The organism is Leucobacter sp. HNU (assembly GCF_047946755.1).
In the GTDB taxonomy this organism is placed as follows: domain Bacteria; phylum Actinomycetota; class Actinomycetes; order Actinomycetales; family Microbacteriaceae; genus Leucobacter.
This window is the reverse complement of sequence record NZ_CP178837.1, coordinates 819834-841344: the sequence shown is the minus strand read 5'-3', so window position 1 is coordinate 841344 and position 21511 is coordinate 819834. Positions and strand designations below refer to the sequence as shown.

At 71.3% G+C, this 21511-nt stretch carries 16 protein-coding genes; 6 read left to right on the top strand and 10 right to left on the bottom strand.

Features of this window, described 5'->3' with window-relative positions; genetic code table 11:
• Nucleotide 1: 1 nt before the first annotated feature.
• On the bottom strand, nucleotides 2–1135 hold the full coding sequence (locus AB3K78_RS04080; protein ID WP_416446400.1) for a hypothetical protein: 1134 nt from the start codon (nucleotides 1133–1135) through the stop codon (nucleotides 2–4).
• Between the two features lie 57 nt (nucleotides 1136–1192).
• Complete coding sequence (ffh, locus tag AB3K78_RS04075) at nucleotides 1193–2761, bottom strand: signal recognition particle protein (protein WP_416446398.1); 1569 nt, start codon at nucleotides 2759–2761, stop codon at nucleotides 1193–1195.
• A 44-nt stretch (nucleotides 2762–2805) separates the two neighbouring features.
• Between ffh and AB3K78_RS04070 the strand changes: the two genes are divergently transcribed.
• Nucleotides 2806–3441, top strand: coding sequence for a hypothetical protein (locus tag AB3K78_RS04070; protein ID WP_416446396.1), 636 nt, complete (start codon nucleotides 2806–2808; stop codon nucleotides 3439–3441).
• On the opposite strand, the gene AB3K78_RS04065 is transcribed toward AB3K78_RS04070, so the two are convergent.
• From AB3K78_RS04065 to AB3K78_RS04045, 5 genes are all read right to left on the bottom strand, one after another.
• A complete protein-coding gene (locus AB3K78_RS04065) occupies nucleotides 3432–4280 on the bottom strand; it encodes a 3-hydroxyacyl-CoA dehydrogenase (protein ID WP_416446394.1) in 849 nt (282 codons plus the stop codon). The genes AB3K78_RS04070 and AB3K78_RS04065 overlap by 10 nt on opposite strands.
• Before the next feature lie 192 nt (nucleotides 4281–4472).
• A complete protein-coding gene (locus AB3K78_RS04060; RefSeq protein WP_416446392.1) occupies nucleotides 4473–5138 on the bottom strand; it encodes a hypothetical protein in 666 nt (221 codons plus the stop codon).
• 120 nt (nucleotides 5139–5258) lie between these two features.
• Entirely contained in the window at nucleotides 5259–8540 is a 3282-nt protein-coding gene (locus AB3K78_RS04055; protein WP_416446390.1) for a tetratricopeptide repeat protein, read from the bottom strand.
• Between the two features lie 18 nt (nucleotides 8541–8558).
• Nucleotides 8559–9434: a signal recognition particle-docking protein FtsY gene (gene ftsY / locus AB3K78_RS04050; RefSeq protein WP_416446388.1), complete on the bottom strand. Its 876-nt coding sequence runs from the start codon at nucleotides 9432–9434 to the stop codon at nucleotides 8559–8561.
• Nucleotides 9435–9477: 43 nt separating this feature from the next.
• Nucleotides 9478–10401, bottom strand: a complete 924-nt coding sequence (locus AB3K78_RS04045) for an Lrp/AsnC family transcriptional regulator (RefSeq protein WP_416446386.1) — start codon at nucleotides 10399–10401, stop codon at nucleotides 9478–9480.
• A 205-nt stretch (nucleotides 10402–10606) separates the two neighbouring features.
• On the opposite strand from AB3K78_RS04045, the gene AB3K78_RS04040 reads away from it, so the two are divergent.
• The 4 genes from AB3K78_RS04040 (at nucleotide 10607) to AB3K78_RS04025 (ending at nucleotide 14695) form a co-directional block, all read left to right on the top strand.
• Nucleotides 10607–11962, top strand: coding sequence for an MFS transporter (locus AB3K78_RS04040; RefSeq protein ID WP_416446385.1), 1356 nt, complete (start codon nucleotides 10607–10609; stop codon nucleotides 11960–11962).
• A 76-nt stretch (nucleotides 11963–12038) separates the two neighbouring features.
• Nucleotides 12039–12929 (top strand): thiamine pyrophosphate-binding protein, encoded by an 891-nt coding sequence (locus tag AB3K78_RS04035; RefSeq protein WP_416446384.1) that lies wholly within the window; start codon nucleotides 12039–12041, stop codon nucleotides 12927–12929.
• Complete coding sequence (locus AB3K78_RS04030; protein WP_416446383.1) at nucleotides 12854–13669, top strand: thiamine pyrophosphate-dependent enzyme; 816 nt, start codon at nucleotides 12854–12856, stop codon at nucleotides 13667–13669. The genes AB3K78_RS04035 and AB3K78_RS04030 overlap by 76 nt, the downstream gene beginning before the upstream one ends.
• 3 nt (nucleotides 13670–13672) lie before the next feature.
• Nucleotides 13673–14695 (top strand): C-terminal binding protein, encoded by a 1023-nt coding sequence (locus AB3K78_RS04025; RefSeq protein ID WP_416446382.1) that lies wholly within the window; start codon nucleotides 13673–13675, stop codon nucleotides 14693–14695.
• 153 nt (nucleotides 14696–14848) lie between these two features.
• Here the strand turns inward: AB3K78_RS04025 and AB3K78_RS04020 are convergent, their stop codons facing one another.
• Entirely contained in the window at nucleotides 14849–15364 is a 516-nt protein-coding gene (locus AB3K78_RS04020) for an Lrp/AsnC family transcriptional regulator (protein WP_416446381.1), read from the bottom strand.
• Between the two features lie 39 nt (nucleotides 15365–15403).
• On the opposite strand from AB3K78_RS04020, the gene AB3K78_RS04015 reads away from it, so the two are divergent.
• Nucleotides 15404–15847 (top strand): rhodanese-like domain-containing protein, encoded by a 444-nt coding sequence (locus tag AB3K78_RS04015; RefSeq protein ID WP_416446380.1) that lies wholly within the window; start codon nucleotides 15404–15406, stop codon nucleotides 15845–15847.
• A gap of 162 nt (nucleotides 15848–16009) precedes the next feature.
• On the opposite strand, the gene AB3K78_RS04010 is transcribed toward AB3K78_RS04015, so the two are convergent.
• The gene (locus tag AB3K78_RS04010; RefSeq protein WP_416446379.1) at nucleotides 16010–17530 is read right to left on the bottom strand and encodes a DUF222 domain-containing protein; all 1521 of its coding nucleotides are present in this window, start codon (nucleotides 17528–17530) and stop codon (nucleotides 16010–16012) included.
• Between the two features lie 188 nt (nucleotides 17531–17718).
• Nucleotides 17719–21489: a chromosome segregation SMC family protein gene (locus AB3K78_RS04005; RefSeq protein ID WP_416446378.1), complete on the bottom strand. Its 3771-nt coding sequence runs from the start codon at nucleotides 21487–21489 to the stop codon at nucleotides 17719–17721.
• Nucleotides 21490–21511: the final 22 nt, after the last annotated feature.

The window sequence follows — 21511 nt, the reverse complement described above, 5'->3', positions numbered from 1 at the left end:
GTCAGTTCAGGTCGAGCAGCCAGTTCACCACGAGCGGGGAGCCGAGCCAGACCGCGATCACCGCGACGCCGATCGCGGTCGCCCAGACCGCTGAGACCCGCCGGAGACGGCGTCCGGCCGGGGCCACCTCGGACCGGGGCCAATCCGCGCGCGGATCCGAGTAGGTGCGGGTCTGATGCGAGAGCGCCTCCGCGACGGTCTCCGAGAAGTGCAGCATCGCCGTCGTCTCGTCCCGGTCGGACCCGCGACGAAACCGGTTCGAGACCACGATCAGCAGGTCGTCGACGACCTCGATGTCCCAGTGCCGGCCGTAGTCGATGAGCCCGGCCATCACGTCCGGGGTGAGGATCTCGAGCGCGTCCCGTTCGTAGCCTCCCGGTGCGTGCGCGACGAACCAGCGGTCGAAGTCCCCCTCGAGCGAGATCCGCTGGGCACCGGCGAGCGCGCCGCGAATCCTGCCGTTGGATCGGGAGTCGAGCAGCAGGTGCGGCAGGGTGCGCGGGAGGCGGAGCTGCAGGAACCGGAAGGCGTTCCGCGGCCCCTTCGGGTCGCTCTTGCCGCCGCGGTAGCGGGCCACCGCGATCTGCAGGTCGGGCTCCCACCCCGGGCTCGCGCGCCAGAGCGCGAACCGCGTGCCGAACAGGCGCGGTCGCGTGTCGCCCGCGCCGGTCAGCTTGCCGCGCCGGCCGCTCCGGAGCCGGGCGGTCGCGCGTTGCGTCTCCCTCGGCTCGGCGAAGAACACGCCCCGGGAGACCGGAGCCAGGCCTTCGAGCGAGCAGTTCAGGTCCCGCTCGCGCGCGAACCGCCGGAACGCGAGCAGTCGTCGGAGTTCGAACGGGCGGACGAGGTGCACGAGTCCGGTCACCGCGAGCCCCATCGTGACCAGGATCAGCAGGAAGGCCAGGAACGGGAGCGCTCCTGCGAACGCCTCGGGAACCCGCCAGGACCGGGGCAACCCGCCGCTGAGCGCCCAGAACGCCGCCGTCCCCGTGACCGCCGCCAGCACCAGCAGCGCGGCACCGCCGAGCGCGCGTACGAACACCCCGGCGTCGGCTTCGCCGACCTCGCGCCAGGTCACGCGCCGCGGCCATTCGGCGCGGAACTGCGTCAGGCGGTCGTCGACGGGTGCGCTCATGGCGGAAGCTCGGTCGCGGTCAGCGGCCCTGCGGGTCCCGGTTCGTGGCCCCGCGGATCAGTGGCGCCCGCGCCCGAGCATCTGCTGCAGCTGCTCCATGTCGGCCTCGGTCGGCATCGCCGCGCCCGCGCCGGAGCCGAGGCCGAAACCCGATCCGCCGCCGGTCGCTTCGGTGCGCGCAGCGAGACCGGAGGCCTCCTGCGCGCGCTTGGCGGGGTTGCCCGAGCGCTTCGCGCCCTTGCCCTTGCCCTGCGGCTGCTTCTTCTTGCCGTGGCCGCCCATGCCGGGCATCGGGCCCATACCGGGGATCTGCGGCACGCCGCCCTTGGCGACCGTTCGCATCATCTTGGCGGCCTGCTCGAAGCGCTGCACGAGCTGGTTCACGTCGGTCACGGTCATGCCCGAGCCCTTCGCGATGCGCAGGCGACGCGAGCCGTTGAGGATCTTCGGGTTCTGCCGCTCGGCCTTCGTCATCGACTGGATGATGGCCTCAGTGCGGACGATCTCGCGCTCGTCGAAGTTGTCGAGCTGGTCCTTCATCTTGCCCATGCCGGGCAGCATGCCCATCATCTTCTTGATGGACCCCGCGCCGCGCAGCTGCTGCATCTGCTTGAGGAAGTCGTCGAGCGTGAACGAGTCGCTCGCGATCTTCTCGGCGACCTTGCGGGCCTCCTCCTCGTCGAAGGCGTTCTGCGCCTGCTCGATGAGGGTGAGGATGTCGCCGAGATCGAGGATCCGGCTCGCCATGCGGTCGGGGTGGAAGGGCTCGAACTCGTCGAGGCCCTCGCCCGTGGAGGCGAAGAGGATCGGCTTGCCCGTGACCCCGCGGATCGAGAGCGCGGCACCGCCGCGCGCGTCACCATCGAGCTTGGTGAGCACGACGCCTGTGAAGTCGACGCCCTCCTGGAAGGCCTTCGCGGTCGCGACCGCATCCTGGCCGATCATGGCATCGATGACGAAGAGCACCTCGTCGGGGTCGACGGCCTTGCGGATGTCGGCAGCCTGCTTCATGAGCTCGGCGTCCACGCCGAGGCGACCGGCCGTATCGACGATCACGAAGTCGTGGTGGGTGCGCTTCGCCTCGGCCACGCCGTTCTTGGCCACCTTCACCGGATCGCCGACGCCGTTGCCCGGCTCGGGCGCGTAGATGTCGACGCCGGCCTGCTCGGCCACGACGCCGAGCTGGGTGACGGCGTTGGGACGCTGGAGGTCGCAGGCCACGAGCATCGGCGTGTGGCCCTGACCCTTGAGCCACTTGGCCAGCTTGCCCGCGAGCGTGGTCTTGCCCGCGCCCTGGAGGCCGGCGAGCATGATGACGGTGGGCGGGTTCTTCGCGAACTCCAGGCGGCGCTGCTCGCCTCCGAGGATGCCGATCAGCTCCTCGTTGACGATCTGCACCACTTGCTGAGCCGGGTTCAGCGCCTTGTTCACCTCGTCGCCGAGGGCGCGCTCGCGGACCTTTCCGGTGAAGTCCTTCACCACGTCGAGCGCGACGTCGGCCTCGAGCAGGGCACGACGGATCTCGCGCACCGTGCCGTCGACGTCGGCCGCCGAGAGCTTGCCCTTCGACCGGAGGTTCTTGAAGGTGTCGGTGAGGCGCGTCGAGAGATTTCCGAAAGTAGCCATAGCAGGCCCATCCTACCCGGCTGCGGGAGGCGTATGGTGAGGGCATGGTCGCCGACGAGCCGAGAGCGGATGCGCGCGGCGCAGTGCGGCTCCCACGCTGGCCGGGACGGCTCGTGGCCGCGATCGTCGTCGTCGCCCTCATCGAGCTGATGGCGCTGGTGGCCGCGGACGGCTGGCTGCCCGACGGGCTCGTGCTCCTGCTCGTCGACCTCGTCGTGCTCGGCGCGCTGGCGGCGGGCGCCCGGCGAGGCGCCCGCGAACCGGTCCCGGGTGCCGACCCGGCGCGCGCACCGATCGGCACGCGGTTTGCCACTGCGGTGCTCGGCTGGTGCCTCGGCGCGCTCGTGGTGCTGCTCGCCGCCCCGGATGCGCGCGCGGCGCAGATCGCGTTCGCGGCGCCGCTGCTCCTGCTCGCGATCCCCGCACCCTGGGAGCTCTGCTTCCCGCGGGCGGGGGCGCGCTGGGGGCGACGGCACTGGGTCGCGCTCGGGATCGCGAACGCCGCCGCGCTCGTCGCCGCGGCACTGGTGCCGCACTCGGGAGGTGCCGCGGCCCCGCTCGCGTTCGGGCTCGGCGTCGCCGCCACGCTGCCGCTCATCGCGGTCGCGTTCCTCCGGCCCATCGGCGAGGTGGGCTCGGATCCGAGCGCGGATCCGAGCCCCTCGGGCGACTACTCGTAGTCGTAGAAGCCGTGGCCCGAGCCCTTGCCGAGGCGGCCCCGGTCGATGTAATCGCGCTTGAGGATCTCGGCGAACTCGCGCTTCACGGGATCCGCGCTGTCCTTGCCGAGGTAGTACGGGGTCATCATTCCGACGACGTCGAAGATCTCGAAGGGGCCGGACGGTGCGCCGGTCGCGATCTTCCAGGTCTTGTCGATGTCGGCGGGCGTCGCGACGCCCTTCACGAAGAGCGCCGCGCCGGCGTCGAGGAACGGGACGAGCAGCGAGTTGAGCACGTAGCCGGGCTGCTCCTTCATGATCCGGATCGGCACCATGCCGATCTCCTCGGCGAACCGCGCCACCTGCTCGAAGACCTCGGGATCGGTGCCCGGGTGCCCCATGACCTCGCCGGTATTGAACTTCCACACTTCGTTGGCGAAGTGGAGCGCCAAGAACTTCGCGGGTCGGTCGACGAACGGCGCGATGGCGCTCGGCAGCAGGGTCGAGGAGTTCGTGGCGAAGATCGTCTTCTCGGGCGCGAGCGCGCTGACCTTCTCCCAGGTCTGCTGCTTGATCTCGAGCGACTCGGGCACCGCTTCGATCACGATGTCGGCGCCGCTCAGCGCGTCCGCCAGATCGGACGTGGCTCGGATCCGCGAAACGGCGGCGTCGAGCTTCTCGTCCGTCGCATCGGGCCGGTCGCGGAGGTAGGCGGCCCTCAGGTAGTCCCACCGCTCCGGCAGCTTCGCCAGGATCTCGTCGCTGAGGTCGTAGGCCACGACGTCCTTGCCGGCGTATGCCGATTGGAAGATGATCTGGGAGCCGAGCACGCCGGTTCCGAGCACGGTGAGGTTCTGCATGGTGCGCCTTTCTCGAACGTCGCCGCGCGGGTGGCGGCGATCCGGTCCGGCGGCCGCTGATCGAGCCGACCGTCAGGCCATACCTCTGGTCTACTCCTCTTCGGCGAATACCGCCTCACGGTTTCGCAAATCGCGATCAGATCGATGATTCTCCGCAGATTCTGCGGCCAACCGGAGATCGAGACCGGAAACCTACACCGCCCCCATCGGCCAGTAGGTGCCGTACTTCACGAGGACGGCCTCCAGGGTGTGGTGATCGGGGGTCCGATCCCGCTCGAACTCGAGCTGCGACCGGCCGTTGTGCACACGGATCGTGCCCTCGCGCCCCGCGACCTTGCAGTCACCCCAAGCGGCTTCCCAGGCGAGCGAGCCGTCGGCCGCGACCGCACGCACGCCGTCGGAGTCGAGCTCGACCCGCTCGAAGCCGCGGCCGCTCGACGGCAGTGCCATCGGGAACTCGGACCGCTCGTAGGGTGCGAAGTAGGCGACGAATCCGACGCGCGCGTTCGGGTACCCCTCTCGAACCTCCCGGGCGACCCGGGACACCCGGAGCGCACCGCGCTCGACCGGCGTCCCCTTCTCGCCGGGATCGCCGAGCGGGAGATCGGGCACCTCCGTCCCCGGGACGAATCGCTGCTGGAAGACCTCCCACTGGCGCTTGCCGTCGTAGGCGTTCAGCGACGAGGTCGCCAGCACGGGCTGGCCCGCGTCCCACCGCGCGGCGAGTTCGTATGACGGCGCGGTCGACCGGTTCTTGCGCCGGCTGCTGCGCACGCCGAGCACGACGATGAGCACGAGCACGAGCACACCGACGGCCAGGAAGATGAGGATGGGGAGATCTTCTTCTTGTGCGAGCACGGGGGTCCTTCCGGGTTCCGGGCGCAGCGGCACCGACGCCGGACCACGCATTACGCGACAGAGTACCGGAAATTCGCGCGGTCGCGGAGCGGCTCTACCGCGTCGATCCAACCCCTCGGATCAATGAGGAAGGTTGAGGACCGCCACGATGATGATCGTGGCGGCCGCGATCACTCCGACGGCGATGCCGATCGGACGACTCGCGCGCTTCGCCGCGGCATCCCGGCTCGCGATGGCCCGCTTCACCGGCTTCGCATTCGCCCCGAGCTCCTTGACCATCCGCGGCAGATTGCGTCGGTAGACTCGCAGCGCCTCCCGATCCCGACCGGTCGCGATCAGCGCCTCGGCGACGTCGTCGAAGAGGTCGAGCGTCAGCCGGTGCCGCTCGCCGAGCAGCGCCTCTGAGCGTTCGGCGGCCTCGCGGTACACCGCGAGCGCGAGTCCGTGCTGTCCGCGACCCGCGAGTCTGCGCCCCAACCAGGTGCGGTACTTGATCTCCTGCTCCGGCCGATCGGCCTGCCGCTCGGCGATGGCGATCGCGCGCTCCTGCGGCGGCACCAGCTCATCCGTGCGGTTCAGCTGCGCGAGCGCGAAGCTCTGCTGGTCGAGCGCGTCCGCGAGCGCCCAGGGATCCTGCGGGAGCAGACGTTCGATCTGCGGCACGAGTCGCGCATAGCTGTCCGCCGCTTCGCGATAGGCGTGCATCAGACGGTGGCAGTCCGCAATGCCGCGCTCGGCCGCCAGCCAGTCGAGTCCGGGATCCCCCGCGAGTCCGTCGCGGGCCCGGGTGTACTCGACGAGCGCGTCGGCCAGACGGTCCAGGTTCCGCAGGTGGTCCGCATAGCGGAGCGCCCGCACTCCGGCCGCATGCGGATCCGCCGGATCGGCGCTCGCGGCGTCCGCGGCGAGCGCCGCGGTCACCCCCTCGGCCAGTTCGCGCCGCTCCGCGGCCAGCGCCTCCGCTCCCACCGGGCCGCCGGCCGGGCCGCCGGCCGAGCCGCCGGCCGAACGCCCGATCTCCTCGAGCACGCGATCCAGTTCCCTGATGCGGCCGAGCGTTTCGGGATGCGTCGCGCCCAGCACCTCGCGGGATTCGGCGACGACCTGTTCCGACAGCTGCTTCGCTCGGGCGAGGTCGCCCGAGAGGCGGACCGCGCGCGCGAGGTTCGCGAGCGCGCCGATCGTCTCAGGCGAACGCCGGCCGAGCGCCTCGGTGCGCTGCTGGACGACGCGTTCGAAGCGCCGCGCCGATTCGGCGTACCGGCCGAGGTGGAGCTCTTCGAGGGCGCGATTGTTCAGCGTCTTGAGCGTGTCCCGGTTGAGCGCGCCGAGCACGCGGACCTGCAGCTCGTACAGGCGATCCCACTGCGCGATCGCCTCGGCGTGGCGGTCGAGCTGGCAGACCGCGAGCGCGAGGTTGCCCAGCACGCTGAGACCGGTGGGCGTCTCGAGCCGGCCGTCCCGCTCCAGGCGGTCGCGCACCGGGTTCAGCAGCGTCTCGACCTCGTGCGGCCGGTCGGCGTTCAGGTAGACGACGGCGAGATCGATCGCGCGACGCGGGTCGTCGCTGCGCTCGGCGATCTCCCGCAGTTCGACCGCGGCCTCGTCGAAGCGGTCGAGCTCCTGCAGCGTCAGCGCGTGCAGGGTGCGCAGGTCGTCCAGCGCCCCGGGCGATGCTCCGGTCGCGACCGCCTCGGCGATCCCGGCGCGCAGACGCGGCTCCGCGTCGACCGCGCGCCCCATACGACGCAGTGCGATGCCGACGTTCTCGAGGGACTGGGCGATCCGCGTGGCGCTGCTCCGGAGCTCGGCCTCTCCCGCGGGGTCCGGATCCCCCGCTGCGAGCCGCGCGTACTCGTCCTGCTCGAGCCGCAGCGAACGTTCGGCCGGCGGCAGTGCGTCCGCGGGCCGCTCGAGCGAGATGAGCAGGCCGGCCAGCCGGTCGTAGAGCCGGATCGCGTCCACACGGAACGGGACGCCGAGCTCGTCGATGCGCGCAGCACCCGCCGCGAAGAGATCGGCGACCTCCTGCGACTCCCCCGAGCGCCAGTCGGCGCGGAGGATCCAGGCCTCCGCGAGCGCCCGCCCGCGGATACGCAGCTCTTCGCGCCTCGCGGGGCGCTGCAGCGCCTCCCGGCAGGCCTCCTCCGCGGCGTCGCAGAGGTCCTCGGCCAGCAGCGCAGCGCGCTCCCGTGCATCGCCCGTGCCGACCCCCTCGACGGGTCCGGCTCCGGGCACGTCTCCGTTTTCGCTTCCGTTTCCGTTGAGGTACTCCTGCAGCAGCCGCTGCTCGCGCAGACCTGCCTCGACGGCGAGCACGGCGGTGCGCCCGAGCGCACGGACGGCGTCCTCGCGCACCGCGGTGGCCGCCGTCAGCGCGTCCTCGGTCTGATCGTTCTCGCGCAGCAGCTCGATGATCTCGAATCGGGTGCGCAGCGGGGTCTCCGCATCCGGGCCGGCGAGCACGGTCTCACGGCCGAGGATCTCGCGCAGGAGCTCCAGCAGGTGTTCCGGACCGCTCCGCGGGTCCTCGCTCTCGTCGGCGAGCCTTCGCAGCACACGGACACGGAACCGCATCGCCTCGAGCGTGTCGTCGGCGTCGCGACCCAACGCGCGCTCCATCGCGGGGATCAGACGGTCGAGCTCGTCCGCGGCCTCGACGGCGTTCTCGGACCACGCCAGGGTCCGAGCCAGCCAGAACCAGGCGTCGAGCGTGTCGGGGTCTTCGAGTCCGAGCTCGATGCGGCGGCCCTCGAGCACGCGCCGCCAGAGCTGCGCCGACTCCCCGTCGAAGTCGAGCCGCGATAGGGCGGTGGCTTTGTCGGCGATGGCGCGCAGGTGCAGGAGCGATCCGTCCCCGTGGGTGAGCGCCCGTGCGATCAGCATGTCGAACGCGTCGAGGCCGTCGACCCCGTCGAAGCGGGCGCGCTGCTGGGCGCGCAGCGAGAGCATCCACAGGGTGAGGGGGTGCGCGGGACCGAGCCTCCGCTCGGCCTGGCCGGCGAGGGTTTCGAGCGCATCGAGGTCCCGACTCGCGGTCTCCGCGCTCGCGCCCACCACCGCGGCGAGTCCGTGCGCGCTCAGGTACTCCTCGAACGCGGCCTCGTCGAGGGTCTCGGGGTCGCCGCCGACCTCCCGGATCGCATCGTTGACCAGTTCGCCGAGCGCCTCGAACAGTTCGCGGGAACGCTCGGTCTCGTCGATGCGGTTGAGCCCCGTCGCGAGCGACGAGATCGCCGAGCGGTGCGCCTCGCTCGCGGCGCCGAACACCGCGACGACGCGGGGCAGCAGGACGCGGAGCTCGTCGATCGCCCGCTTGGTGCGATCCAGGTCCCCGCGCTCGGCCCCCGCCTGGGCCTCGGCCAGATCATCGGCCAGCCGCTCGCGCTCCTCGTCGCCCATGCCGTCGCCCGATCCGGGTCAGCCGATGAGCTGCTGGGCGAAGACGTGCGGAGTGAAGCCGGTCAGGTCGCCGATCCCCTCGCCCTGCCCGACGAGCTTGATGGGCAGCCCGGTCTTCTGCTGCACCGACAGCACGAAACCGCCCTTCGCAGAGCCGTCGAGCTTGGTGAGCACGAGGCCGGTGACCCCGGCGTGCTCGATGAACGCCTCCGCCTGCGCGAGTCCGTTCTGCCCGGTCGTCGCGTCGAGCACCAGCAGCACCTCGGCGATGGGCGACTGCTTCTCGACCACGCGCCGCACCTTCGAGAGCTCGTCCATCAGACCGCCCTTGGTCTGCAGGCGCCCCGCGGTGTCGATGATCGCGATGTCGAAGTCGTCGTTCTTGGCGCGCTCCACCGTCTGGAAGGCGACCGAGGCCGGATCCTGCCCCTGCTGCTGGGGACGAACGATGTCGACGCCGGCCCGATCCGCCCAGGTGGCCAGCTGCTCCACCGCGGCGGCGCGGAACGTGTCGGCCGCACCGACGACGATCTTCTTGTCGAAGGTCTTGAGGTACCGGGCGAACTTGCCGATCGTCGTCGTCTTGCCGACGCCGTTGACGCCGACCACGAGGATCACTGCCGGGCGGTCCGAGAGGCGCAGCGTCGGATCGAAGGCCGCGAGCCGCTCCTCGATCGACTCGCGCAGCATGCGTCGCAGTTCCTTGACCTCGGTGACCCGGTGCCGATCGACCTGCGCGCGCAGCTCGCCGAGGATCGCGTCGGTGACCTCGGGGCCGAAATCGGCCGAGATGAGTGCGGTCTCGAGATCGTCCCAGGTGTCCTCGGTGATCTGCTCGGCACCGCGGAACATGCTCTGGAAGACGTTCGAGAAGGACCAGGAGCGCTCTGCCATGGCACGAGTCTACCGGCGGCGGACGGGCCGCCGCCTCCCGCGCTCAGGCGCTGCGCAGGCGGGCCAGGCGCTCGATCCCCCACTCGTAGCGCTCGCACCACAGCGCGGCGTGCACCCAGGAGTCGGCGAGCACGACTCCCGGGTGGGCACGAACCGTGCGGATGATCTCGGTGCACTGGGCGATGGTGCGTGCGGCGATCGTGGCGACCATCTCGTAGCGCCCGGTCGTGCGCGCCGCGAACTCGATCGTGGGGATGTCGAGCAGCATCTCCTCCACGGCCTCCTGCGCGCCCGGGTCCCCGACGAGCACGATGCCGATTCCCGCGAGCACCGCCCCCGTCTCGACGCGTCTCCCGCGGACCGCACCGATGCGCACCATCTGCGCGTCCAGCAGTCGCAGCACGCGGGCCCGGCAGGCCGAGGCCGATCGCCCCGTGTGCCGGGCCAGCTCGCCGAACGTCGACCGTCCGTCGACCTGCAGCCGGGCCAGCAGCGCGATGTCGAAGTCGTCGAACACGATCTCGCCGAGGTCCGGATCCTCGCCGAGGCGCAGGCGCCGCAGTACGCGGTCGTAGAGCCCGAACTGCACCTCCACGATCCCGCCGATGGAACGGATCGCTCGGACCGTGCGTCCGACCTCCTCGTGGTCCGGGGCCCAGATCTCGACCACCGCCTGGTATTGACCGATCGTCTCCGTGAGGAACACCACGCTCCCGTGTTCGAGCAGCTGTTCGAACACGGGCTGGGTGGGTCCCGCGATCCGGAGCATCAGGTGCACCTGCAGCGGCAGGCCGAGCGCCCGCGGCGGCACCGCCGCGATGATGCGGATCTCGTCGGCTTCCAGGAGCTCGTGCACCCGCTGCGCGACGACCGTGCGATGCACACCGAGCTGCCTGGCCAGGGTGGAGAACGGGGCGCGCCCGTCGAACTGCAGGGCGCGGATGAGGTCCTCGTCGAACGCGTTCATGGGTCGTATTCTCGCAGATCGACGGCCAATGAGAACGACAGAACCTCCGTGGAGATATCAATTCACGCACGTCATACCACCGAAGTGGCGGAACTGATCGACAGATTCGCAATATCGAGTACCTGAGGGTGTAATTCCGTCTCGCAGCACCGCGAATCGCGATTACGCTCGTACCGAATTCGCTGCCCAGCAAAGGAGCTCGCACGTGTCAGCATCAGCCCCCGCCGTCCCCGAGAACACGCACCGCCGCGCGCTGCGGGGCGGTTTCGCCGCCCTCGTCGGCACCTCGATCGAGTGGTACGACTTCTACGTCTACGCCACCGCGGCGGCCATCATCTTCCCCCACGTCTTCTTCCCCGAGGACCTCGATCCCGGGCTCGCCACGCTCGCCTCGTTCGGCACCTACGCGGTCGCCTTCTTCATGCGCCCCATCGGCGGCATCGTCTTCGGACACATCGGCGACAAGCTGGGCCGCAAGCCCGCCCTCACCATCACCCTCATCCTGATGGGCGTCGCGACCACCCTCGTCGGCGTGCTCCCCGGCTACGCCCAGATCGGCATCTGGGGCCCGATCCTCCTCATCCTGTGCCGCATGGCTCAGGGCCTCGCGGTCGGCGGAGAGTGGGGCGGCGCGAGCCTCATGGCCGTCGAGAGCGCGCCCAGCAAGTGGAAGAACTTTTACGGCGGCTTCACCCAGGTCGGCAACCCCCTCGGCGCCCTCATGGCGACCGGCGCCTTCTGGGCCCTGTCGTCGCTCGGTCAGGATGCGCTCCTGAGCTGGGGCTGGCGTCTGCCGTTCCTCTTCAGCATCGTGCTCATCGCCGTCGGCTTCTGGGTCCGCTTCAAGGTCGAGGAGACCCCGGTCTTCGAGGCCAAGGTCGAGGGCCAGGAGCAGTCGACGCCGATCCTCTTCGCGCTCAAGAACAACTGGGCCCCGATCCTGCTCGGCTTCTGCATCATCGCCATGTCGTCCGGCGGCTACGTGATCGCCACCACCTTCGTGCAGAACTACGCCGACACCCCCGAGATCGGTCTCGACCCGACCATCATCCTGGGCGCCCTCACCATCGCGTCGCTCGTCGAGATGCTCGTCACGCTGCCGCTCGCCGCCCTCGGCGACAAGATCGGCCCCAAGGCCGTCATGTACTTCGGCGTGATCGCGTCGTTCATCGTCATCATTCCGCTCGTGCTCTCGATCCAGTCGAAGAACGTCGCACTCATCTGGATCTTCGTGATCCTGATCCGCGTCACCCTGAGCGGCGCATGGGCCCCGCTGTCGACGCTCATGGCGCAGATGTTCCGCCCGCAGTCCCGGTACACCTCGATGTCCCTCTCGTACGGCATCGGCGCCGCGGTCTGGGGCGGCCTGTCCCCCGCCATCGCTTCGGCACTGCTCATCGCCACCGGCGGCAACTTCTGGTCGGTCGTCGCCTTCTTCGGCCTGCTGACCGCCGTCGCCTGGATCGGCGTGCGCTTCGCCCCGCAGCACTCCGATACCGCCCCGGTCACCGGTTCGTTCACCGCCCGCACGGACACGACCGCGATCCGCACCGACGGCTGACCCGCGAGCGGGTTCCGCGCCCCGCGCGGAACCCGCTCCCTTCCCCGAACGCACCACCACGAACGCGAGGAAACGCATGGAAACCACCCGCAAGCGCACGACCGGCTGGGTCGTCATGGAGGCCCTCCGGGCCTACGGCATCGACACCGTCTTCGGCATTCCCGGCACGCACAACCTCGAGTTCTACCGTCCGCTCGGGGCGCTCGGGATCCGGCCCGTCACCACCCGGCACGAGCAGGGCGCCGGCTACGGCGCCGACGGCTGGTCGCTGCAGACCGGAAAGCCGGGCGTCGTGATCACCACGAGCGGCCCCGGCCTGCTCAACGCGCTGTCGGCGGCGGGGACCGCCTACTGCGAGTCCCGCCCCATGGTCCTGCTCTCCCCCGGCCCCGCGCTCGGCGCCGAGTTCGCCGACATCGGCACGCTGCACGAGACCAAGGACCAGCTCGGCGCCGCCTCCGCCATCGTCGAGTGGGGTCGCCGCGTGCGCACCGCGGAGGAGGCCGTGCAGGCCGTCCACGACGCCTTCGAGCTCTTCGCGACGACGCGCCCCCGCCCCGTCTACATCGAGGTCCCGCTCGACGTGCTCGAGCAGGAGACCGAGCTGCCCGACTCGGCGCTCGCCCCGCGCCACTTCGCCGCGCCCGCCGCACCCGACGCGGCGGCCGTGGCCGCCGCCGCCGAACTGCTCGCCGGGGCCGCCTCCCCCGCGATCCTCGCCGGCGGCGGATCCCGCGCCGCCGCCGCCGAGCTGCGCGCTCTCGCCGAGCGCCTCGGCGCCCCTGTCGTGACCACGCTCAACGCCAAGGGCGTGCTCGACGAGTCGCACCCCTCGCCGCCGGATCCAACCTGCGCCTCGCGGCGGGCCGGCGCGTCGCGCAGGACGCCGACGTGCTGCTCGTCGTCGGCTCCAAGCTCGGCGAGGCCGAGCTCTGGGCACCGACGCTCGACGCCCGCGGCAGCGTGATCCGCATCGACCTGCTAGAGAGCCAGATCCAGAAGAACCAGCGCGTCGACATCGGCCTCGTCGGCGACGCCGCAGCCGCGCTCACCGTGCTCACCGCGGCGCTCGGGCCGGGCGAGCCACGAGACGCCGCCGGAGCCGCGGCGCGGGTCGCCGAAACGCTCGACGCGGTGCGCGAAGAGTCGGCCGAGCTCTCGGCCGAGAACACCGCGCTCGCCCGCAGTATCGCGGCCGCCCTGCCCGACAACGCGATCGTCGCCACCGACTCCTCGCAGATCGCGTACTGGGGCCTGCTCAACACCCTGCGCGTCGCCGAACCCAACTCCACGCCCTACATGGCGACCTACGCGACCCTCGGATACGGACTGCCGGCTGCGCTCGGCGCGCGCATCGCCGCACCGCACCGCCCCGCCTTCGTCGTCGTCGGCGACGGCGCGCTCATGTTCTCGATGAACGAGTTCATCACCGTCGTCGAGCAGGGCGAGGACGTCACCGTGATCGTCGTCGACAACGGGGGCTACGCCGAGATCAAGCAGAACGAGGTCGACGCGGGCATCGCCCCGGTCGCCGTCGACCTCGTGCAGCCCGACTGGGCCGCCGTCGCGACCGCGTTCGGCGGCGTCGGCCGCCGCGCGGGGACCGACGCCGAGCTGTCGGAGGCCGTCTCCGCGGCCGTGGCCGCCGGCGGCCTCCAGCTGATCCACATCGACCAGGCCGCGTTCTCGGCCCGACAGGAGGCGTGACCCGTGACCCACGCACCCGACCAGGCACTCCGCCGGGCTCGCCCGGTCGCCGTCTACACCGACGTCGACGACACCGACCCCACGCCGGGCATCCGGCTCCTCGAGGAGCACGGCTTCGAGGTGCGCGTGCTCGGCACGCGCGACCCCGAGCAGATCATCGCCGGCGCCCAGGACGCGACCGTCCTGCTCCCCGGCTATGCCGCGATCTCGCGGGCGGTCATCGACGCGCTGCCGAACCTCCGGCTGATCTCCCTCATGTCGATGGGCTTCGACTACGTCGACATCGACGCTGCGACCGAACGCGGCATCTGGGTCACCAACGTGCCCGGCGCCGCGACCGAGGAAGTGGCCACCCACGCGCTCACGATCCTGCTGTCGGCCGTGCGCCAGCTGGACTTCTACACCGGCTCGGCGAACCCGGAGCGGTGGAACGACCGTGCGCCCGCGGCTCCCCCGCGGCTCAGCGAGACGACCCTCGGCATCATCGGGCTCGGCCGCATCGGTCGGGAGCTCGTGCGCCTCGCGGGCCCGCTGTTCGGCACGATCGTCGGATACGACCCCATGCTGCCCGACACCCCCGAAGTGCGCGCCGAGCTGGAACGGCTCGGCGTACGCCGGGCCGAACTCGACGAGGTGCGCGCATCAGCCGACGTGCTCTCGCTGCACCTGCCCCTCACCACCGAGACCGAGCGGATGGTCGACGCCGAGTTCCTCGCGGCGATGCCCACAGGATCGGTGCTCGTCAACGTATCCCGCGGCGCGCTCGTCGACCACGCGGCCCTCGCCGCCTCGCTCGACGCCGGACACCTCTCGTCCGCCGCGCTCGACGTGCTCGAGCAGGAGCCGCCCGCCGCGGACCACCCCATGCTCGGCCGCGACGACGTGGTACTGACCCCGCACATCGCCTACTTCTCGGCCCGCACCGAGATCGAATACGTGCGGATCCAGGCGCAGAACGCCGTGACCCTGCTGGAAACGGGCACACCCGAATCGCCCGTCAACCGGCCCGCGGCACGGAACGCCTGAGCTCGGGGCTTCCGGGCCTCCGGGCTTCCAGGCCGCCGGGCTTCCGGGCCGCCGGGCCGCCGGGCCGCCGGGCCGCCGGGCCGCGGGGCCGCCGGCCTGGAGGCCCGCCGTTCCTGCCGACTCGATCCCGATCGGATCAGGACGGTGCCGCAGCTACGACGGCGGAAGCAGGGGGCGGCGCGGCAGCGGCGAGGAGTACACGACACTCGTGGTGACGCTGCCGAGGGTCCCGACCTTCCCGCTGATCTGCTCGAGGTGCTTCATGTTCGTCGCGACGACCTTCATGATGAAGCAGTCGTCTCCGGTGACGTGGTGCGCCTCGATAACCTCCGGAAGCCCGGCGAGCAGGGTGTGCAGCGGCTCGTAGGTGCTGCTGGGGTATCGCAGGCGCAGATAGGCCAGGATCGCGAACCCCAGTCGCTCCGGATCGACCTGAGCACCGTAGCCGCTGATCACACCCGCCTCCTCCAGCCGCCGCAAGCGCTCCGCGGCGGCGCTGTGACTCATGCTGATCTGACGGGCCAGCTCGGCGATGCTCTGACGGCCGTTGCGCTGCAAGGCCGTCAGGATCGCCGAATCGACCCGGTCGGGCTCGAACGGGACATTCACGGTCATGTGCAGATACTGGCACGAAATCATCGGCACCCTGAACCAGATGCCGCGAAACACCCCTTCATTTCCCCGATAGACGCGAATAGCGTTTCAGGCATGACGACTTCCCCGATACCGACCGAACTCCTCGTGCCCCACTTCGCGCAGAAACTCGCGTTCGAGACCGACGCATCCGACGTTCACGCCGACCAGGAACGCGGAACACGGTTCGCGCTGATCGACTCGCGCGGAACCGCGGCGTGGGCGCAGGGCCGCATCTCGGGCGCGATGCACATGCCGACCGCGGAGATCACCGACCGGGCACCCGCCGAGCTCCCCATCGACATGCCCATCGTGACCTACTGCTGGGGGCCCGGCTGCAACGGCGCGACACGGGCCGCACTCGAATTCGCGCGACTGGGATACCAGGTCAAAGAGATGATCGGCGGCTTCGAGTACTGGGCCCGCGAAGGATATCCCGTCGAGGACGAGCACGGCCCCATCGTGCGCGCCAAAGACCCACTCACCGCGCCGCTGGGCTCCGTCGCCTGCGCGTGCTGACGAGGACCAGGCACCCGAGACGGCGCGGGCGAGCGGTTTGACTGCTGCCTGAACGGCTCGGGCGGGCAGGGAGGCATGCAGACGTAGACAGCCGCCCGGCACCGCCCGGCACCGCCCGGCGGTGCCGGGCGGTGCCCGGCGCCGAACGACCGGATTGCACCGTCACGCCGCTCGGCGCGGTTCCCCGGGATCCGAGCGGTGTACCCTCTCTGCTGGATCCGAGCGCGAGTGGGGTCCCGGCTGCATCGTGCGGCGCGCCATCGAACGGCGATGCTCTTCCGCTGAAGCCGGCACCGGAGCGTCTTCGGCGGACACCGGCGCAGCGCCGTGAGTTGCCTCTTCGGCCCTTCCCAACAGCCCGGGAGCCCGTTCTCTGCGCCGACGCCCAAGCCGCGAGGTCCACTCGATCTCACCGCCCGGCCGCTGCACCATTCCGATGCCGGCATGGTGCTTCATCATGTGGTGCCGACGGCACAGCACCGAGAGGTTCGCCACCGTGGTCGGTCCGCCGCGCGCCGCGGCGATCGTGTGGTCCTGGTCCGCGCCATGCGGAACGATGTTGCACCCCGGAAATCTGCATCGCTGATCCCGCGCGCTCAGGAAACGCCTCATCTCTTCCGACGGGCGATAGCGGTCGACCCCCAGGACCGCCCCCGTCTGCGGATGGCAGGCGATCCGGTCGAGCCCTGTCGCAAGACCCGCGAGCATCCTCGCAGAGGCTCCGTCGATCGGGCCGTATCCGGCGAGCACCGCTGCGCCGACCAATCCCGCCGCAGCGACCGGTTCATTGGAGCTCGCGGGTGCCGCGCGCCCAGCGGCATCGTCTCCCGGAAGCGGGTCGGCGGGATGCCCGAGCGACGGCAGCAGCGAAAGCACCGGGATGGTCACCTGCACGCGGGCCTTCACCGCGCCGAGCTCGATCGCGCCGCGTTCGTTCGCGGGCGCACCGTTCAGCAGCAGATCGCCCAGCAGGTCCGCCCGGATCTGCCCGAGGAGCCGACGCTCCTCGGCCCCTTCCTCCGCCTGCACGTGGCGCGCCTGGCGGGTGAGCCGGTCGAACAGTGCGTGCGCAACCGGCGCGCTGAGGACCGCGTGCAATTCGGCGAGACCGTCGTCGAGCTCGGATACCCAGACCCGGCGTTCGACCCGGGCACGCGCGCACCGCTGTTCGAAGCTCCGCTCGGCGTACCGGGCCGCCAGCACCTTCGCCTGGCGGCGTGTGCGGTTCGGCGTCTGCTGCTCCGCATACGCGAGCACCGCGGCGGCGTACTTGCCTCTGGCCCCCGGACTGACTGCGAGAGTCTCCGCGTCGATCGCGCGCCCCGCCTCCACGATCGCCGAGGTGTGCGCCGGGGCGATCCGGCCGTCGGCGAGCGCCTCGTGCGTTGCCGGGTATTGCGAGCAGAGAGTGGCCGCGTGCTCGATCAGACGTTCCGCGGTCCGGTCGGCGATCCCCAGCGCGAAGCCGACCTCCGCCGCGACGGTGCGGTGCGCCATCTCGGCCACACCCCCGATGCCGGGCAGCCGTTCCTGCTCGGCCCGGGCGAGGCGACCCGCCTCCGCGAGCAGCTCGGCCTTGCGCGCGTCGAGCGCACGCAGCCGGCCCTCGACCTCCTCCAGTTCGCGCACCACTTCGGACAGCAGTCGGAGCTGCTCGCTGTCCGCGGGGAAGGGAATGCTCATGGGTCAACTCTGGTGTGGACCTCTGACATTCCGGGCCGTGATCGGGCAGTTCCCGGTCCAAAGTTCTGCGCAGTTCGTTGGTGAGGAGTCGACAAATGTCCTTCGCCACTGGCCAAACCGGCCGGCCAGGCCAGCCGAACCGGCCAGGCCGGCCGCGCCGCCCCAACCGGCTAGGCCGTTCCCCGCGGTCAGTCCTCGCGCGCGATGCGCTGACCGACGACGGCGGAGATGCCGTCCTGCCGCATCGAGACGCCGTAGAGCGCGTCGGCGATCTCCATCGTCCGCTTCTGGTGCGTGATGATGATGAGCTGCGAGTTCTCTCGCAAGCGTTCGAACACCTGCAGCAGGCGTCCCAGGTTGGCGTCGTCGAGCGCGGCCTCGACCTCGTCGACGATATAGAACGGGCTCGGCCGGGCTTGGAAGATCGCCATCAGCCAGGCGACGGCCGCGAGCGAGCGCTCTCCGCCCGAGAGGAGCGACAGGCGTTCCACCTTCTTGCCCGCGGGTTTCACGGTCATCTCGATGCCCGTCGTCAGCAGGTCATCGGGATTGCTCAGTGCGACCTCGCCCGATCCTCCCGGGAACAGGATGGGGAAGACTTCGGCGAACGCGGCCTGCGTATCGGCGAACGCATCGGCGAATATGCCCTGCATCTTCGCGTCGAGCTCCTCGATGATCTTCAGCAGGTCGGCGCGCGTCTTCGACAGGTCCGTCAGCTGTTCGGACAGGAAGCGATGGCGCTGCTCGAGCGCGGCGAACTCCTCGAGCGCGAGCGGATTGATCCGGCCGAGTTGCGCCAGCTGCTTCTCGGCTTTCGCGAGCCGGCGCTCCTGCTCAGCGCGCACGAACGGCTTTCCGACGGGCGCTTCGGGGTCGGCAAGAACCGCGCGAGCCTCGCCGTCCGCGCCAGCCGCGCGGGCCTCCCGAGCCACGCGCTCGCGCTCCCGCTTCTGCCGCAGCTCCGCCTCCAGTTCGCGTTCGAGCTCGGTCATCGGTGCATCGTCGTCCGAGCCCTCAGAGCCCTCCGAGCCATCCGAGCCCTCAGAGCCATCCGAGCCATCCGAGCCGTCCCCATCGTCCGCGCGGCTCGCGGCCCCGGCCCCGGCCGCGGGATCCGGCAGCTCCGGGATCGGCTGGTCCGGCCCGTACTCGGCGATTAGCACGTCCTCGACGAGCCCGAGCTCGGTGCCCGAGCGCTCCAGCAGCGACGAGAGCTGGAGCTTCCGTTCGTAGCTCTTCAGCTCCGCCCCGTGCACCCGCTCGGTGAGGGACTGCAACCGCTGCCGCAGTTCCGATTCCTCGGCGCGCAGCAGCGTCAGCTCCTGGCTGTGCCGCGCGCGCTCCTGCTCGGCGGCCTGCTGCGCGAGCCGGGCCTCGGCCAGCGAACGGTCGCAGGCGTCGATCACGGCGGGAAGCGCCCCGGCGACGCGTTCGGCGCGTGCCACCTGCCGTGCCCGCAGCACGGATCGCCGCGCCGCTTCCTCGGCGGCGCGCTGCTCGGCGGCGTACTGTTCGGCGAGCATGCGCTCCTGCGCGCGCCCGGCGCGGGCGCGCTCGCGAGCGGTCTCGAGCGCGAGCCGCAGTTCCAGTTCGGCGCTGCGAGCCCGCTCGACTTCGGCGAAGGCGCCGTCGCGCGAGCTCGCGTCGAGGATCGGCCGGGGCCGCCCCTCGGCGAGCTCGAGTGCGGCCTCCGCTTCGGCGACCGCGGAGGCCGCCTCGTGCTCGGATCCCGCGACGGCGGCGAGCGCCTGGCGCGCCCGTTCCGCTTCCGCGGCCCCGGCCTCGGCTCGCGCGGAGAGGCGGTTCCGCTCCTTCGCGGTTTCCGCCAGCCGCGCATCGGCGGCGCGCAGCTCGGTGTAGGCGAGCTCGGCATCGCGCTTGGCGCGGGCGGCGCGGTCCCGGAGCTCGGCGAGTTCCGTCGCCGCGGCGTCCAGCTCAGCTTGCACCGCGGCGCGGCGCTCCACCGCTTGGTCCCGGTCGGCCGTCAGCTCGATGCGCGAGGGCGCGAGCCCGGAGCCGCCCGCCGTCGTGTAGCGGGTGGCGACGTCGCCCGCTTCCGTGACGACGGTGGCGCTCTCGGCCGGCCAGTGCGCGGCGAGTTCGACGGCGGCCGCCGTCGCGGTGGCGAGGTCGGGCGCGATGTAGCTGCGGGCGAGCAGCGCGATGACTCCCTCGGGAGCGGATTCGATGGCGTCGAGCGTCCGGCTCGCGCCGGCCGGCCTGGGGGCCGTGTCGTCCGGCTCGGGGCGCACATCCAGCGCTCCCGCGACGACGACGCGCAGGCGGCCGAGGTCGCGCTCGTGGGCGGCTGAGATCGCAGCGCGTGCGGCCTCGGGGTCCCGGGCGAGCAGGGCATCGGCGAAGAGGCCCAGCGCTGCGCCGACCGCGGATTCGGCTCCTTCGCGCACGCGGACGTGATCGGCGACGCGGCCGAGGATCCCCGCGGGCTGCTGCCCGAGCAGTTCGGCCGACGCGTCCCGCTGGTCGAGGGATCGCGCGAGCGCGCTGATGCGGGCGTCGAGGCCGGCGAGCTCCTGCTCCATGCCGTGCACGCGCTCGCGCGCTTCGTCGCGCCGCTGCTCCGCCGCGGTCCCCGCATCCTGCGCGGCGCGATAGGCGTCGTCGAGTCCGCCCTCGGCGGGCTCGGCTCCGCCTGCCTCGGCCTCGAACTCCGCGAAGCGCTGTGCGGCCTCCTCCGCCCGGGCCTCGGCCTGCTCGACCGCGAGCTCGCGGCGCCGCAGCTCCTGCTCCACCGCGCTGCGCTTCTGCTGCGCCGCGTCGACGCGTCCGCGCAGCTGCGACAACTCCAGGTCGTGCTTCGAGACGAGCGCGCTCTGCGCCGCGAGGTGCTCGTCGATGGCGTCGAGACCGCGCTGGGCACGGGCCGTCGCGGCGGTCGCGTTCTCCCAGGACGCCTCAGCCTCGGGGATCAGTGATTCGAGACGACCGGCCTCGGCGCCGGCCTCCTCCACGCTCGCGCGCGTCAATCGGCCGATCTGTTCGGGATCCTCCGCCTGCGTGGCCAAGAAGGTCAGTCGCTGCTGCGCCTGCGCGTAGAGACCGCGCAACCGCGACTGCGACGACTCGAGGGCGATCGTCACGCGGCGCGCGGCGTCGAGCTCCTCGCTCTGCTGGTCCTGCTCGAGCTTCTGGATCCGCAGCTGCTTCTGCTCGATCTGCTCCTGCAGCACGATCCGCTCCGCGTGCCGCTCCGACTCGTCCTTCGCGAGCGCCTCCAGCTCGTTCCGCAGGCGGAACACGTCGTCGGCGAGCAGCCGGGCCTTCGCGTCACGCACCTCGGCGGCGATGGTCTGCGCCTGCCGGGCGACCTCGGCCTGCCGCCCCAGCGGCTTCAGCTGTCTGCGGATCTCGCCGGCGAGATCGTTGAGGCGCGTGAGGTTCGTCTCCATCGCGTCGAGCTTGCGCAGGGTGCGCTCCTTGCGGCGGCGGTGCTTCAGGATCCCGGCGGCCTCCTCGATGAATCCGCGGCGGTCCTCGGGCGTCGCCCGCAGCACCGCGTCGAGCTGCCCCTGCCCGACGATCACGTGCATCTCGCGCCCGAGGCCCGAGTCGCTCAGCAGTTCCTGCACATCGAGCAGGCGGCAGTTCTCGCCGTTGATGGCGTACTCGCTCGAACCGTTGCGGAACAGCGTGCGGCTGATCGTCACTTCGGAGTACTCGATCGGCAGCGCGCCGTCGGAGTTGTCGATGGTGAGGCGCACCTCGGCCCGGCCGAGCGGCCCGCGGGTCGAGGTGCCCGCGAAGATGACGTCCTCCATCTTGCCGCCGCGCAGCGATTTCGCGCCCTGCTCGCCCATGACCCAGGCGAGCGCGTCGACCACGTTCGACTTGCCCGATCCGTTGGGGCCGACGATCGCGGTCACCCCGGGTTCGAACTGGAAGGTGGTGGGCTGGGCGAACGACTTGAAGCCCTTGAGCGTGAGGCTCTTGAGGTGCATGCGCCCGTCCTTCCGCTCGTCG